Below are 13,944 nucleotides of genomic sequence, written 5' to 3' on the forward strand. Positions count from 1 at the left end.
CCTCCTAGATCGCGGCCACGTGAGTCATGCCGCCCAGGATCTTGCGCAGGGACAGCATGGCCGTGTAGGTGCAGAAGATGCGCATGGGACGGTCCCCCGACCCCGCGATGAAGTCCCGCAGGGCGGTCTCCAGGTCCGGCTCCACGGTGCCCACGGGCACGAGGTCGTAGTCCAGGCGCAGGGCCATGTCCCACGCGCGCACACCGGAGACCACGTCCACGCCGCCCTCGCGCAGCCGGTCGAAGTCCACGTCCCACAGCCAGGAGACGTCGCGGCCGTCCGCGTACTGGTCGTTGATCGCGATCATCGTCGCGTAGTCCTCGGCCGAGGCGGAGGCGAGGGAGAGCCGGAAGCCGGCGGGGTTCTTCACGAGCAGCAGCTGCAGGGGCTTGTCCTGGACCGTGATGGTCTCCCCGCGCCCGAACGCCGGGGTGACCTTGCCGAGCTCCGCCACCAGGGAAGCCGTGTCCGCGCGCTCGCCCAGCACCTGCAGGGCGAGTGCCAGCGCACCCGCCGCGTTGTACTGGTTGTAGACGCCGTAGAGGTCCACCGTGGCCTCGTAGGCCTTGCCGGCGACGTCGAGCTCAACGCTTCGAGCGTTGACGGCCTCGAGCACCACGTCCGCCCGCGGGCGCTCCGCCGAGGGAACGGCGCTGTCCTCGGCGCCCGGGTCCACCTGGCGCAGGCCGTCGCGCATGTCGTCGTCCGAGGGGAACATGGGACGCAGCGCGTCAGAGAGCCCGAACCAGCTCACCCCGGTGCCCTCCGGGAGGTCCTCGGCGAGCGAGGCGATCCGAGGGTCCTCCCGGTTCAGCACCACGGTCTCCGTGGTCGCGTGCGCCACCTGCCGCAGCATGCGCCGCGTGGTGTCGATCTCCCCGAAACGGTCCAGCTGGTCCCGCATGATGTTGAGCAGCAGGCTGGTCCGCGGACGGACCTGCTTCACGAAGTGCACCGCGTGGGCCTCGTCCAGCTCCAGGACGGCCACGTCCGCGTCCAGGCGGCCGAACGCGTCCATCTCGGCGAGCAGGGAGGCGGCCACGCCGCGCACGAAGTTGGAGCCGGTGCGGTTGGTGAACACCCGCAGCCCCTGCGAACGCAGCAGCTGCACGGCCATCTTGGTGGTGGTCGTCTTGCCGTTGGTGCCGCTGACCACCACCACTCCCAGGGGCAGCTTGGCGAGCTCCTCCGACACGAAGCGGGGGTGCAGCTTCTCCATGAACAGGCCGGGGAAGGCGGATCCGCCGCCGCGCAGGCTCGTGGCCCAGCGGACGCCCTGGCCGAGGGCACGTACAAGTGGTCTGGACATGGGCTCCATCCTAGTGAGCGGGCACGCTCGCCCGCGGTGCGGACCCGGGGGCCCGGTGGGTCAGTCCTCGGGCCAGGCGGCCGCGATGTCCTCGCGGGTGGATCCGAGGGTCTGGATCAGGGGTTTGGTGTGGGCGATCACCGGCATGAAGTTGGCGTCGCCGGTCCAGCGCGGCACCACGTGCTGGTGCAGGTGCGCGGACAGCGAGCCACCGGCGGCGGATCCCAGGTTGAGGCCCACGTTGAACGCGGCCGGCTGGGCGACGTCGCGGATCACCCGCACTGCGGTGCGGGTGAGCGTGTTCAGCTCCCACAGCTCCTCGTCCGTGAGCTCCTCGAGGTCCGCGACGTGCCGGTACGGGCACACGAGCACGTGCCCCGGGTTGTACGGGAACAGGTTGAGGACGGCGAAGCAGTGCTCCCCGCGGTGCACGATGAGGGACTCGTCGTCGGGGCGCCCGGGCGCCGCGCAGAACGGGCAGCCCGGTGGCTGCTCCACGGAGGTGTCCTCCCCCCGCACGTACGCGAGGCGGTGGGGGGTCCACAGCCGCTGGAAGCCGTCCGGCACGCCCGGGAGCTCGAAGTCGTCCCGGCCCACGCCCTGCTCGCCCGACGCCGGGCCCCGCCCGGTCACGGCTGCCCCGGCACGCCCGGCTCGCCGGTTTCCGTGCTCGCCCCGCCGGCGGCGGCACCGCGTGCGGTTGCCTTCCGGGACGAGGCCGACGCCGCGGCGTCCGCCGAATCCTCGACGACCGTCTCGGTCACGCGCACCTCGCCGCCACCGGAACCGTCTGCGGAGTCGTCCACCGCACCGGGCTGGGCGGGGGCCGTGGGGTCCGCGTTGACACGCTGTGCGATGTGACCGGAGATCAGCTCGACCGCCTCGTCCTGGGAGACGCCGTTGAACTGGGAGCCGTCGCGGAAGCGGAAGGAGACGGTGCCTGCCTCGGCGTCGTCCCCGCCGGCAATGACCACGAACGGGATCTTGTCCTTCGAGGCGGTGCGGATCTTCTTGGGGAAGCGGTCCGAGGAGGTGTCCACCTCGACGCGCACGCCCTTCTCCCGCAGCTTCTGCGCAAAGCCGTCCAGGTAGTCGTCGAACGCGTCCGCCACGGGGATCGCCCGCACCTGCACGGGAGACAGCCAGGCGGGGAACGCGCCGGCGTAGTGCTCCGTGAGCACGCCCATGAAGCGCTCCACGGAGCCGAAGAGCGCGCGGTGGATCATCACGGGGCGCTGGCGTGTGCCGTCCGAGGCCTGGTACTCCAGGTCGAAGCGCTCGGGGAGGTTGAAGTCCAGCTGAATGGTGGACATCTGCCACGTGCGCCCGATCGCGTCGCGTGCCTGCACCGAGATCTTGGGGCCGTAGAACGCGGCACCCGCCGGGTCCGGGACGAGCTCCAGGCCGGACTCCTCCGCCACCTCCTGCAGCGTGCGGGTGGCCTCCTCCCAGATCTCGTCCGAGCCCACGAACTTCTCCGGGTCCTTGGTGGAGAGCTCCAGGTAGAAGTCCTCCATGCCGTAGTCCTTGAGCAGCGAGAGCACGAAGTTCAGGGTGCTGGTCAGCTCGCCCTTCATCTGCTCGCGCGTGCAGTAGATGTGGGCGTCGTCCTGGGTCATGCCGCGCACGCGCGTCAGACCGTGAATCACACCGGACTTCTCGTAGCGGTAGACCGCCCCGAACTCGAAGAGCCGCAGGGGAAGCTCACGGTAGGAGCGCCCCCGGGAGCGGTAGATCAGGTTGTGCATGGGGCAGTTCATGGGCTTGAGGTAGTAGTCCTGGCCCGGCTTCATCAGCTCGCCGGTCTCGGGGTCCCGCTCCTCGTCCACGTGCATGGGAGGGAACATGCCGTCCCGGTACCAGTCCAGGTGCCCGGAGACCTCGTAGAGGTGGCCCTTGGTGATGTGCGGCGTGTAGACGAACTCGTAGCCGGCGCGCGCGTGGCGCTCCCGCGAGTAGTCCTCCATCTCCTTGCGGATGATCCCGCCCTTGGGGTGGAACACGGGCAGGCCCGAGCCGAGCTCGTCCGGGAAGGAGAACAGGTCCAGCTCCACGCCGAGCTTGCGGTGGTCGCGGCGCTCCGCCTCCGCCAGGCGGTCCTTGTAGGCCTTCAGCTCGTCCTTGGTGGGCCAGGCCGTGCCGTAGATGCGCTGCAGCTGCTTGTTGTTCTCGTTGCCGCGCCAGTAGGCGGCCGCGGAGCGCATCAGGGCGTAGCCGTTGCCGATGTGCTTGGTGTCCGGAAGGTGCGGACCGCGGCACAGGTCCTTCCAGACCGTCTCCCCGCTCTTGCGGTCCACGTTGTCGTAGATGGTCAGCTCGCCGCCGCCCACCTCCACGGAGGCGCCCTCGGCGGACTCGTCCACCGCGCCGGAGCCCGGCCCGCCGGCCAGGTCGATGAGCTCGAGCTTGTACGGCTCGTCCGCCATCTCCGCACGAGCCTCGGCCTCGGTGACGCTGCGGCGGCGGAAGATCTGGTTCTTGTTGACGATCTTCAGCATCGACTTCTCGAGCTTCTTGAGGTCCTCGGGCGTGAAGGGCTCCGCGACGTCGAAGTCGAAGTAGAAGCCGTCCGTGATGTACGGGCCGATCCCCAGCTTGGCGTCCGCGCGCAGCTCCTGGACGGCCTGCGCCATGACGTGCGCGGTGGAGTGCCGCAGCACCTCGAGGCCCTCCGGATCGCTGACGAGCACCCGCTCCACGACGTCCCCGTCCCGCAGGGGCGTGGCCAGGTCCTTGAGGTCACCGTTGATGTGCGCCACCACCACGTCGCGCTGCTGCGCGTAGAGGTCGGCGGCGGTGGTGCCCGGTTCCGCGGTGCGGGACTCGCCGTCCACGCTCAGCCGTAGTGAAGGGGCGTCCGTCATGGTGATTCTCCTCGTCAGGTGTCATGTGTGCCCGCCCGTACCTGGGGCGTGCCTCTCGCCGGGGACCGCTCTGGGCCGCCGACGACGCTGTCGATGCTACCGCTCCGCCGCGACCCGCACGAAGCGGGCCGGACACGGCTGTGCCCCGGACACGGGGTCCGGGGCACAGCCTGTGCTCACTGCTCGGGCGCGTCACTCACGCCGGTGCGGTTCAGCGGCGGGGCAGGTCGCCGTCGCGGCCGAGGTCGTCACGACCAGCGGCGTTGCGGTCGACGTCCGTCTCGACGTCCACCTGCTCCTTCTTCACGTCCGCCTCGACGTGCTGGGTCTCGCGGACGGTCTGCTTGTTCAGCCCGACCTCCTCGACGGCAACCGCCTCCTTCTCGACGACGGGGCGCTCCTCGTGCAGAGTGACGTCCACCTCTTCCTCGCCGATCACACCGTTGTCCACGCGGCCCTCGGTTCCGTTGAGCGGGGTGCGCTCCACGGTCACCTCTTCGCGCTCGACCGGAACGTCCACGGTCTCGTGGTCGGTGACCACGTACTTGCGCAGGCGGGCGTGGCCAGCTTCGCGCTCCTGGGTGCCCACGTTCAGGCGCTCCTCGTGGCGGACCACGGAGGCGTCCTCGCCAGCGACGGCGGCGCGGTCCTGGTCCACGGCAGCGCGGTCCTGGTCCCCGGCGGCGCGGTCGCGGTCGGCAACCACGGCATCGCGGTCGGCGACGTCGCCGTCACGGCGGTCGCGGCCCGCGGCGGCGGTGCCAGCGGTGCGGCCGTCGTCGTAGTTCAGCTCGTAGTAGCGGTACAGCTCCTCTTCCTCGGCCGGGGAGAGGTGCTGGTCGGCGTCGACCTTCGGAGCGTCCTTGATGACGTCCTTGGTGTAGGGCAGGACCACACGGTCGCCGTCCTGACGAGCGCCCTTCACAGGAACGAAGTTCTCTTTGGCGCCGAACAGACCGGTGTTGACGGTCAGGAACGTGGGCTCGCCCGAGTTGTCGTCCAGGAAGACCTGCTCGACCTTGCCGATCTTGTCACCGTCGGAACTGTAGGCCGTGCTGGACAGAATTGCATTCACGTCGAACGTGGTCATCGCATTAACTCCTCAGTAAGTCTCTGCTTGCAGCGCACGGTTTTGTGCGCTTCGTTAGGCCACCGCCCCCGCAGTGGGTGTGCGGTCCGGCTTCGTGACTCATATTACGACGTGGGCAACACGTCGCCACCGATTTCTCTCACGGGGAAACCGCCGCGCCGTTGCCGTGCGCCGCCGCCGCAGTGTAGTGGCCGACGTCGACGACGCGCCCTCCAGCGGCTCCCACCCGCTCCTCCGCGCGCCACCCCCGGCCCCGGGAGTGCCGTAGGGCACAATGGGACGGACCGAGTGGTGTGGATTCCCGGAGGGCGTCCGGGTGATTCACACGAAACGTCGACCCCGACGAGAACGGAGCCGCACCGTGTGGGAACCACTGGTCAACAACCCCTGGATCTTCTGGCTGATCGTCATGCTGGCCCTGGCCGCCATCGAGATGCTCACCCTGGACTTCCTGTTCCTGATGATGTCCCTGGCAGCGCTGGTCACCACCGTGGTGAGCCTGGTCGTGGACAGCTTCACCCTGCAGGTGGTGCTCTTCGCGGTGGTCTCGGTGCTGCTGATCTTCCTGATCCGCCCGCTCGCGCTGCGGCGGCTGAACCGTTCGACACCCACCACCCGCTCCAACGCCGAACGCCTGGTGGGGCTGCCCTGCACCGTGCTCGAGTCCGTGGGCCGGCACAGCGGCCTCGTCCGGCTGGAGGGTGACATCTGGACGGCCCGCTCGGACACCGAAACGCCCCTCGTCGAGGGCAGCAGCGTGTTCGTGCTGCGCATCGACGGAGCCACCGCGGTGGTCTCGGAAACTGCCCCGGCGGCCGTCGCCCCGGAAGGCCCGGGCCGCGGCGTCCACCCCTGAGCGGTGACGACGCCGCGCGGGCCGAGCGCGGCGTCGTCACCGGATCCCGGCACACGGGCACGGGCAAGGCCCGGCACCGCGTGCGGAACCCCCCGATGAAAGGTCCCCATGTCTGTCGTCATCCTCATCCTGCTGGTCGTGGTGGTGCTCGCCGCGGTCATCGCACTGGTCAAGGCGGTGCGGATCATCCCGCAGTCGCGCGCCGGCATCGTCGAGCGCCTGGGCAAGTACCAGGCCACCCTGAACCCCGGTCTGCACTTCCTGATCCCCTTCATCGACCGGCTGCTGCCCCTGATCGACCTGCGTGAACAGGTGGTGCCGTTCCCGGCGCAGTCCGTGATCACCGAGGACAACCTGGTGGTGGGCATCGACACCGTGGTCTACTTCCAGGTCACCGATCCGCGCGCGGCCACCTACGAGATCACCAACTACATCCAGGCCGTGGACGAGCTCACGAGCGCCACGCTGCGCAACGTGGTGGGCGGGCTGAACCTCGAGGAGACGCTGACCTCGCGCGACAAGATCAACGCCGAGCTGCGCGGCGTGCTGGACTCCACCACCGGGCGCTGGGGCATCCGGATCTCCCGCGTTGACATCAAGGAGATCACTCCCCCGCCGTCCATCCAGGACTCCATGGAGAAGCAGATGCGCGCCGAGCGTGACCGCCGCGCGGCCATCCTCACAGCCGAGGGCGAGAAGCAGTCCCAGATCCTCACCGCCGAGGGCTCGCGCCAGGCCTCGGTGCTCTCCGCCGAGGGTGACGCCAAGGCCGCGATCCTGCGGGCGGACGGCGAGGCCCAGGCCATCGCGAAGGTCTTCGACTCCATCCACCGCGCCAAGCCCACCCAGAAGCTGCTCGCGTACCAGTACATCCAGACGCTGCCCAAGGTCGCCGAGGGCTCTGCCAACAAGGTGTGGATGATCCCCGCCGAGCTCACCGGTGCGCTGCGCGGTGTGGGCTCCTACCTCAACCCCGGGGGCTCCGACGCCCCGGACTCGGACGCCGACGACGAGCCGGTGCTCCCCCGCGACCTCCCCGAGGACGAGCCGATCGTCGCGCACGAGACCGTGAAGGTCACGGAGAAGGACCTCGAGCCGGACCTGAAGCTCACCGACCCGAGGGACTTCGAGATGCCGGACTCCCCCTACTCGTCCCCGATCGCCCAGCAGGCCGCCGATCCGCACGTGGACGAAGTGGGCGTCACCGGCGTCGTCGAGGGCGCCACGGACGCGGCCCGCGACGGCGAGCCGGGCACTCGGCACGCGCAGCACCGGGACGAGCCCGGCCAGCCGGAGGATCCCGGGAACCCCGGGAATGAAAACCGCTGACGGCCCGTTGTGCTCACGGAAGAGGAGTCGGGACCGCGCGGTGACACGCGCGGACGCGGGACGCCGAGGTGCGCCCCGCGGGACCCGGCCGAGCGGACGGCAGGAAGGATCGTTGCGTGAGTGATCGCAGCCTACGAGGGATGCGCCTGGGCTCCCAGTCCATGGAGACCGAGTCCGGTGTGGAGCCCGCACCGCGCCAGCGCGTGGAGTACCGCACCGCGGACGGCGAGTCCGTGTCCGTGATGTTTGCCGCGGAGGCGGAGATCCCCCCGGTGTGGACCACGAAGACCGGTCAGGAAGCCATCCTGGTCAACGGCGAGAAGCCCGAGAACCCCAACGAGAAGCACCAGCGCTCCCACTGGGACATGCTGCTGGAGCGGCGCAGCGTGGAGGAGCTCGAGGAGACCCTCGCCCAGCGCCTGGAGTTCTACAAGGAGCAGCACGCTCTCTGAGAATCCCGCGTTCACGACAGTGGCCCCCGTCCTCGGACGGGGGCCACTGTCGTGTGCGGGGGTCAGCGGCCGATGCCGAGCTTTCCCGCCAGGGTCTTGGCGCGCGCCGTGAGACCCCACTTGGCCACGCTGGTGGCGGCCTCGATGGTGACGTCGTTGCTCATCTTGGACACGCCCTCCTCACGCTCCACGAACGTGATGGGAACCTCCACGATGGTGAAGCCGAGCTGCTCGGCCCGCCACGCGAGGTCGATCTGGAAGCAGTAGCCGCGGGACTGCACGGAGTCGAGGTCCAGCGCCCGCAGGGTGGTGTCCCGGTAGGCGCGGAAGCCGCCGGTGATGTCGTGGATCGAGGTGCCGAGCAGCACGCGGGAGTAGAGATTGCCGCCGCGGGAGATGAGCTGGCGCTGCAGGGGCCAGTTCTCGGTGCGGCCACCGGGCACGTAGCGGGAGCCGACGGCCATGTCAGCGCCCCGCTCGATGGCGTCCAGCAGCAGGGGAAGCTGCTCCGGCTGGTGGGAGCAGTCCGCGTCCATCTCCACCAGAACGTCGTAGCCGTGCTCCAGACCCCATGCGAAGCCCGCGAGGTACGCCGGGCCGAGGCCCTCCTTGGCGGTGCGGTGCAGCACGTGGATGTTGCCGTCCTGTGCCGCGAACTCGTCGGCCATCCGACCGGTGCCGTCCGGGCTGTTGTCGTCCGTGATCAGGACGTGGGCGTCCGGCACCGCGGCGCGCAGCCGGGCGATGACCGTGGGCAGCGACTCGCGCTCGTTGTACGTGGGGATGATGGTGAGAACTCGCACCGGGCGTCCTTTCATGCCGATGGGGCTCGGGCGACGGAGCCCGAACAGACCACTGGGCAGGCCCATCCGCCTTCGGACCAGACGGGGCACTCGGCCTCGTTCTGTTTTCTAAGGACGGATGGACCCACCCGGCAGTAAGAACTCAGTCTAACCTCAGCGGACGCAAGGTCCAAGGTGAAAACACCCCGTCAGGGGCGCGGCTCCTCCCCGCTCACCAGGGTGCCCGCGACCATCGTCGCCTCGCACAGCGGCAGCCGGGAGTCGTCCAGGGAGGGCAGCACGGGCGTCCTCGCGCGCGGATCCGTGCTCCAGGACGCCCCGGTGCCCTGGGCCTGCTGCACCATGACCGACTCGGCGTCCCACACGGCCAGGGTGGCCTCCGCCCCGGGTGCGAGCTGGCCCGCCAGCGGTGCGCCCCCGGCCTGAGCGCGCCACGCGCCGCGCGTCAGCGCCAGGAAGGCCGCGCGCGCGGAGGTCCGCAGCCGTTCCTGCGGGGCGTCGAGGGCGGCCTTCACCGCGGTCCAGGGGTTCTCCGCGTCCGTCGTCAGCGTCACGGGGACCCCGGCGCGGGCGAGATCTCGAAGCGGCGCCTGCCCGGCACGGCACGAGACGGTGCAGGCGAGGCTCGCCAGGCGTTCGCACTGCGCGTCGTCGAGGTCGGCCACGCCCACGATGCGGTGGCCCCGTGCCCGGAAGGGCCGCTCCCCCACCTCGGCGCGGGCCGCCTCGGCGGCGGAGAGCACCCGGTCCAGGAGCACCGCGCCGGTGGACGCGGCGGGGGTGGCCGCCTGGGCGTCGGCAGCGGTGCTGGCCGGGACGGAGGCGGTGGCGGTGGCGGTGGCGGCAGCATCACCGGCATCGGTATCGGCACTCGCACTGGCACTGGCACCGTCCGCGGCTGCTTCGGCGGTGGATGCGGCGTCCGGCAGGGGCGAGGGGAGCACGAGCACCGCCTGAAGGCCCGCGCGGGTGCAGGCGACGAGGTGGCGTCGCACCGCGTCCTCGGGCGTGTCCTCGCGCACGGCGAGCCCCAGCGCCGGAGACGGCAGGGACGCCGGGTCGACGTCCCCCGTCAGGGCCTCTTCCCGCACGAGGACGGGCAGGGCGTGCATGCCGTCCTCGCGGATCCGCCGCACCGCCTCCGCGAGTTCCCCGGGATCTGTTCCCAGCACCTCGACGGCGCCGTAGCCGTCCCGCGCGCGTGGCAGCCGCGCGGCGTCGTCGTCGTCGGATCCTGACACGCTCGACTGCCCCCGGAGCGATGCGAGGTCCCCGAGCAGGTGGTGCGCCACGAACGCGGGGGTGACCACGGCGGCCCGCAGGTCCCCGAGGACGGCGTTCGAACCCGCGATGCCGCGGGCGGCGTCGTCGGAGCCCACCCACGCGACGGTGGGACCGTCCACGAGCAGGGCGGTGGCGAACGGGTCCGCGGGCGAGTAGACCGACCCGTTGACCCACACCCGCTGACCGGGCTGAGCAGAGTTCACGTGACTCCTTCCGTGGCGGCGGCAGTGGCCGCCGCGACTGTTCCTACTGTTCGAAGACGCTGTACTCGACCACGCCGCGGCGCACCGACTCGATGGCCTCGTGGGCGGTCTCGCGCAGCTGGGGGTCGATTCCTGCGACGCTGCGCAGCTGGTCCAGGACGTCGATGGTCTGCTTGGCCCAGCGCACGAAGTCCCCGGCGGCGAGGTCGGTGCCCGTGAGGGTCCGCGTGAGCGTGGCGCCGCGCGCCCACCGGTGCATGGCCTCCACGAGACCCAGCTCGGGGGCGCCCGTGACCGGCAGCCGGTGCTCGGCCTCCTGGGCGCTGAGCACGGACCAGTTCTCCAGCAGGACCTGGACGGCGGCCTCCATGTGCGCGGTGGGCAGGTGGGGGCGCGAGCCCTGGTCCTCGCGGCGCGGCTGGTAGACGAGCGCAGTCATCACACCGGCGAGGCCGGGCGCGTCCAGCCCGTCCAGGAAGCCCTCCCGCAGGGACAGGGCGAGCAGCAGGTCCCGCTCGCCGTAGAGCCGCCGCAGCTGCTCGCCGGCGGGGGTGGGCCGCAGGTGCCCTGACTCGTCCGGTTCGAGGTACTCGAAGTGGGTGAGCACCGCGCACACGCGGTCGAACGTGGCCGCGATGCTGCCGGTGCGCCCGGCGATCTGCTTGCGCAGTCCCTGGGTGTCCTTCTCCAGCTTCCACGCGCGCTCCGCCCAGCGGGCGTGCTGCTCGCGGTCCGAGCAGCCGTGGCACGGGTGGGCACGCAGCCTGCGCCGCAGCTCCTCGATGCGGTGGTCCCGCGCGGAGGTGCCGCGGTCGAAGCGGATCGTGTGCCCGCCCGAGCCGCTGCGCGCCGGCCGGTGCTCGCGCAGCGCGGCGCGCACCGTGGCCGCGAGGTCCTTGCGCTCCTGGGGCGACTTGCCGGAGAAGTGCTTGGGGATCTTGATCCGGGACTCCGGCGCCAGGGAGCCGTCGAGGTCGTTCACGCCCACGCGGCGCAGCTTGCCGTCCACGGTGAGGATGTGCGGGCGCGGGTCGAACGGGTGCGCGTCCTCCCGCAGCACCACGGCCCACCCGGCGTTGCGCCCGTGCGGGATCTCGACGACGTCGCCGGGCAGCAGGTCCTGCAGGGATGCCGCGGCGTCGTTGCGCTGGCGCGCCGAGCGGGACTTGCTCGCGGACTTCTCCTCCCCGGCGAGCTCACGCCGCAGCTCGGCGTACTGCGAGAAGTCCCCCAGGTGGCAGGACATGGCCTCGCGGTAGGCCTCCAGCGTCTTCTCCTGCGAGCGCACCCGCTTGGCGATCCCCACCACGGAGCGGTCCGCCTGGAACTGCGCGAAGGAGGTCTCGAGGATCGAGCGCGAGCGCTTGGCGCCGTAGCGCGCGATCAGGTTGGTGGACATGTTGTACGTGGGCCGGAAGCTCGAGTTCAGGGGGTAGGTGCGCGTGGAGGCCAGGCCGGCGACGGCCTGGGGGTTCATGCCGTCGCGCCACAGCACCACGGCGTGGCCCTCGACGTCGATCCCCCGCCGTCCCGCGCGGCCCGTGAGCTGGGTGTACTCGCCGGGGGTGATGTCCACGCGGGCCTCGCCGTTGAACTTGTCGAGGCGCTCGAGCACCACCGAGCGGGCGGGCATGTTGATCCCCAGCGCGAGCGTCTCCGTGGCGAAGACCGCCTTGAGGAGCCCCTCCGCGAAGAGCTGCTCGACGACCTCCTTGAAGACCGGCAGCATCCCGGCGTGGTGGGCGGAGATGCCCCGGACGAGGCCCTCGTACCAGTCCTCGTAGTTCAGGGCCGCGAGGTCCGCGGTGGACATGTGCGCGGTGGCCTCCGCGGCGAACGCGCGGATGGTGCGCTGCTCCTGCGGGGTGGTCAGCCACAGGTCCGCGGCCACGCACTGGCCCACGGCGGCGTCGCACCCGGCCCGGGAGAAGATGAAGGTGATGGCCGGCAGCAGGGCCTCCGCGTCCAGGCGGCGCAGCAGCTGCGGGCGGGAGACCCGGTCCTGGCGCGCGGGGCGCGAGTCCTGGGGACGGCCGCGGCGGCGGTTGCGGTGGCCCGGCCCGCGACCGCCGGAACGACCACCGCGCGGGTGCTGCGCGCGGAACAGGCGCAGCAGCTCGGGGTTGACCTCGGGCTCGTCCCGGTGCTTGTCCGAGCGGCGCTGGGCGGCCTCCTCCACGGTCGTGTCGTCAACGAAGAGGTCCATCAGCTGCGGCCCCACCTGCACGTGCTGCCACAGCGGCACGGGGCGGTGCTCGGAGACCACCACGTCCGTGCTGCCCCGGACGTCGTCCAGCCACGCACCGAACTCCTCCGCGTTGGAGACCGTGGCGGACAGCGAGGCCAGCTGCACGTAGTCAGGGAGGTGGATGATGACCTCCTCCCACACCGCGCCCCGGAAGCGGTCCGCGAGGTAGTGCACCTCGTCCATGACCACGAAACCCAGGTTGGTGAGGGTGGAGGAGCCCCCGTAGAGCATGTTGCGCAGCACCTCGGTGGTCATCACCACCACGTCCGCCTCCGAGTTCACGGACGTGTCCCCGGTGAGCAGTCCCACCCGCTCCGGGCCCCAGCGCCGCGAGAACTCGTGGAACTTCTGGTTGCTCAGCGCCTTGATGGGAGTGGTGTAGAACGCCTTGCGCCCCGTGGCCAGGGCGAGGTGGATGGCGAACTCCCCCACGACCGTCTTGCCCGCGCCCGTGGGCGCGGCGACGAGCACGCCGTGACCCTGTTCGAGCGCGCGGCAGCCCTCCGTCTGGAAGGGGTCCAGCTCGAAGTCGAGGGTCTGCTCGAACGCCGAGAGCTCAGTGCCTGCGTGGGCCGCGCGTGCCTTGGCGGCCATGTACCGATCGGCGGGGGAAGACATGGTGCCAGCCTACGCGGTGCCTCCGACACCCTGTCCGGGCCGTCGCGGACCGGTGATCGGGCTCACTTCTCCGCGGCGGTGCTGCCCATCGAGCGCAGGGCCTCCGCGGAGGTCCCCCGGTCCGCGCTCGCGCCGGTGGCGGCCGCCTGCTTCGCGGCCTTCTTCGCCCGACGGCGGTCCAGGTAGAGGCACAGCGCCACCGCCACGAAGAACAGGACGAGCAGCGGGATGGCCAGGTAGAGCATGGTCATGGGATCCGGCCCGGGGGCGGCCATCGCGGAGATCACGAGCACGATCACCACCACCACGCGCCAGGACTTGAGCACCGTGCGCCCGGACAGCAGGCCCATCATGTTGAGCCCCACGAGCAGCACGGGCACCACGCACGAGAATCCGAAGGTCAGGATCAGCTGCAGGAAGAACCGCAGGTAGACGCTGGCCTCCACGAAGTTCGCGCCGCCCTCCGGGGTGAACGCGGTCAGGGCGTAGACGGCCGCAGGCAGCGCGGTCACGGCCATGGCGCAGCCACCCAGGAACAGTGGGATGGCCGCGGCCAGGAACCCCAGGGCATAGCGCCGCTCGTTCTTGTGCAGCGCTGGAGTGATGAACGCCCACAACTGGTACAGCCACACGGGCGAGGCGAAGATCAGTCCGAGCACCAGGGCCACCTCGACCATGATGTTGAACGAGCCGCCCACCGACGAGTAGTTGATGGTTGCCGTGCGCCCGGACTCGGCGAGGCGCTGCAGCGGCGCGGTGATGTACTGCATGAACGGCTCGTAGGCCATGAAGCCGAGCACCGCGCACAGCACCGTGGCCACGGCGGACTTGATGAGCCGGTTGCGCAGCTCCCGCAGGTGCTCCTTCAGCGCCATCTCCGCCTGGGGG

At 70.8% G+C, this 13,944-nt stretch carries 11 protein-coding genes; 3 read left to right on the top strand and 8 right to left on the bottom strand.

Features of this window, described 5'->3' with window-relative positions; genetic code table 11:
* Window positions 1-4: 4 nt before the first annotated feature.
* The 4 genes from FS770_RS06965 to FS770_RS06980 all read right to left on the bottom strand — a co-directional run bounded on the left by FS770_RS06965 (window position 5) and on the right by FS770_RS06980 (window position 5,263).
* Window positions 5-1,318, bottom strand: a complete 1,314-nt coding sequence (locus FS770_RS06965) for a Mur ligase family protein (RefSeq protein WP_144942869.1) — start codon at window positions 1,316-1,318, stop codon at window positions 5-7.
* Between the two features lie 51 nt (window positions 1,319-1,369).
* Window positions 1,370-1,942 carry an HIT family protein gene (locus FS770_RS06970; protein ID WP_144942868.1) on the bottom strand — a complete coding sequence of 191 codons (573 nt, stop codon included), beginning with the start codon at window positions 1,940-1,942 and terminating at the stop codon, window positions 1,370-1,372.
* Window positions 1,939-4,173: a threonine--tRNA ligase gene (gene thrS / locus FS770_RS06975; RefSeq protein WP_414672737.1), complete on the bottom strand. Its 2,235-nt coding sequence runs from the start codon at window positions 4,171-4,173 to the stop codon at window positions 1,939-1,941. Before thrS ends, FS770_RS06970 begins: the two co-directional genes overlap by 4 nt.
* A 211-nt stretch (window positions 4,174-4,384) precedes the next feature.
* Complete coding sequence (locus FS770_RS06980; RefSeq protein WP_144942867.1) at window positions 4,385-5,263, bottom strand: DUF2382 domain-containing protein; 879 nt, start codon at window positions 5,261-5,263, stop codon at window positions 4,385-4,387.
* Between the two features lie 361 nt (window positions 5,264-5,624).
* On the opposite strand from FS770_RS06980, the gene FS770_RS06985 reads away from it, so the two are divergent.
* The 3 genes from FS770_RS06985 to FS770_RS06995 all read left to right on the top strand — a co-directional run bounded on the left by FS770_RS06985 (window position 5,625) and on the right by FS770_RS06995 (window position 7,900).
* Entirely contained in the window at window positions 5,625-6,119 is a 495-nt protein-coding gene (locus FS770_RS06985) for an NfeD family protein (RefSeq protein WP_144942866.1), read from the top strand.
* Window positions 6,120-6,227: 108 nt separating this feature from the next.
* Window positions 6,228-7,448, top strand: coding sequence for an SPFH domain-containing protein (locus FS770_RS06990; RefSeq protein WP_244944797.1), 1,221 nt, complete (start codon window positions 6,228-6,230; stop codon window positions 7,446-7,448).
* Window positions 7,449-7,564: 116 nt separating this feature from the next.
* Window positions 7,565-7,900, top strand: coding sequence for an RNA polymerase-binding protein RbpA (locus FS770_RS06995; protein ID WP_144942865.1), 336 nt, complete (start codon window positions 7,565-7,567; stop codon window positions 7,898-7,900).
* Between the two features lie 62 nt (window positions 7,901-7,962).
* On the opposite strand, the gene FS770_RS07000 is transcribed toward FS770_RS06995, so the two are convergent.
* The 4 genes from FS770_RS07000 to tatC all read right to left on the bottom strand — a co-directional run bounded on the left by FS770_RS07000 (window position 7,963) and on the right by tatC (window position 13,931).
* The gene (locus FS770_RS07000; RefSeq protein ID WP_144942864.1) at window positions 7,963-8,703 is read right to left on the bottom strand and encodes a polyprenol monophosphomannose synthase; all 741 of its coding nucleotides are present in this window, start codon (window positions 8,701-8,703) and stop codon (window positions 7,963-7,965) included.
* 188 nt (window positions 8,704-8,891) lie between these two features.
* On the bottom strand, window positions 8,892-10,190 hold the full coding sequence (locus tag FS770_RS07005; protein ID WP_145010792.1) for an amidohydrolase family protein: 1,299 nt from the start codon (window positions 10,188-10,190) through the stop codon (window positions 8,892-8,894).
* Between the two features lie 43 nt (window positions 10,191-10,233).
* Window positions 10,234-13,056 (bottom strand): DEAD/DEAH box helicase, encoded by a 2,823-nt coding sequence (locus FS770_RS07010; RefSeq protein WP_144942863.1) that lies wholly within the window; start codon window positions 13,054-13,056, stop codon window positions 10,234-10,236.
* A gap of 62 nt (window positions 13,057-13,118) precedes the next feature.
* Entirely contained in the window at window positions 13,119-13,931 is an 813-nt protein-coding gene (tatC, locus tag FS770_RS07015) for a twin-arginine translocase subunit TatC (protein WP_144942947.1), read from the bottom strand.
* Between the last annotated feature and the right edge of the window lie 13 nt (window positions 13,932-13,944).

The sequence above is a fragment of the Kocuria salsicia genome (assembly GCF_007681555.1).
In the GTDB taxonomy this organism is placed as follows: Bacteria; Actinomycetota; Actinomycetes; order Actinomycetales; family Micrococcaceae; genus Kocuria; species Kocuria salsicia.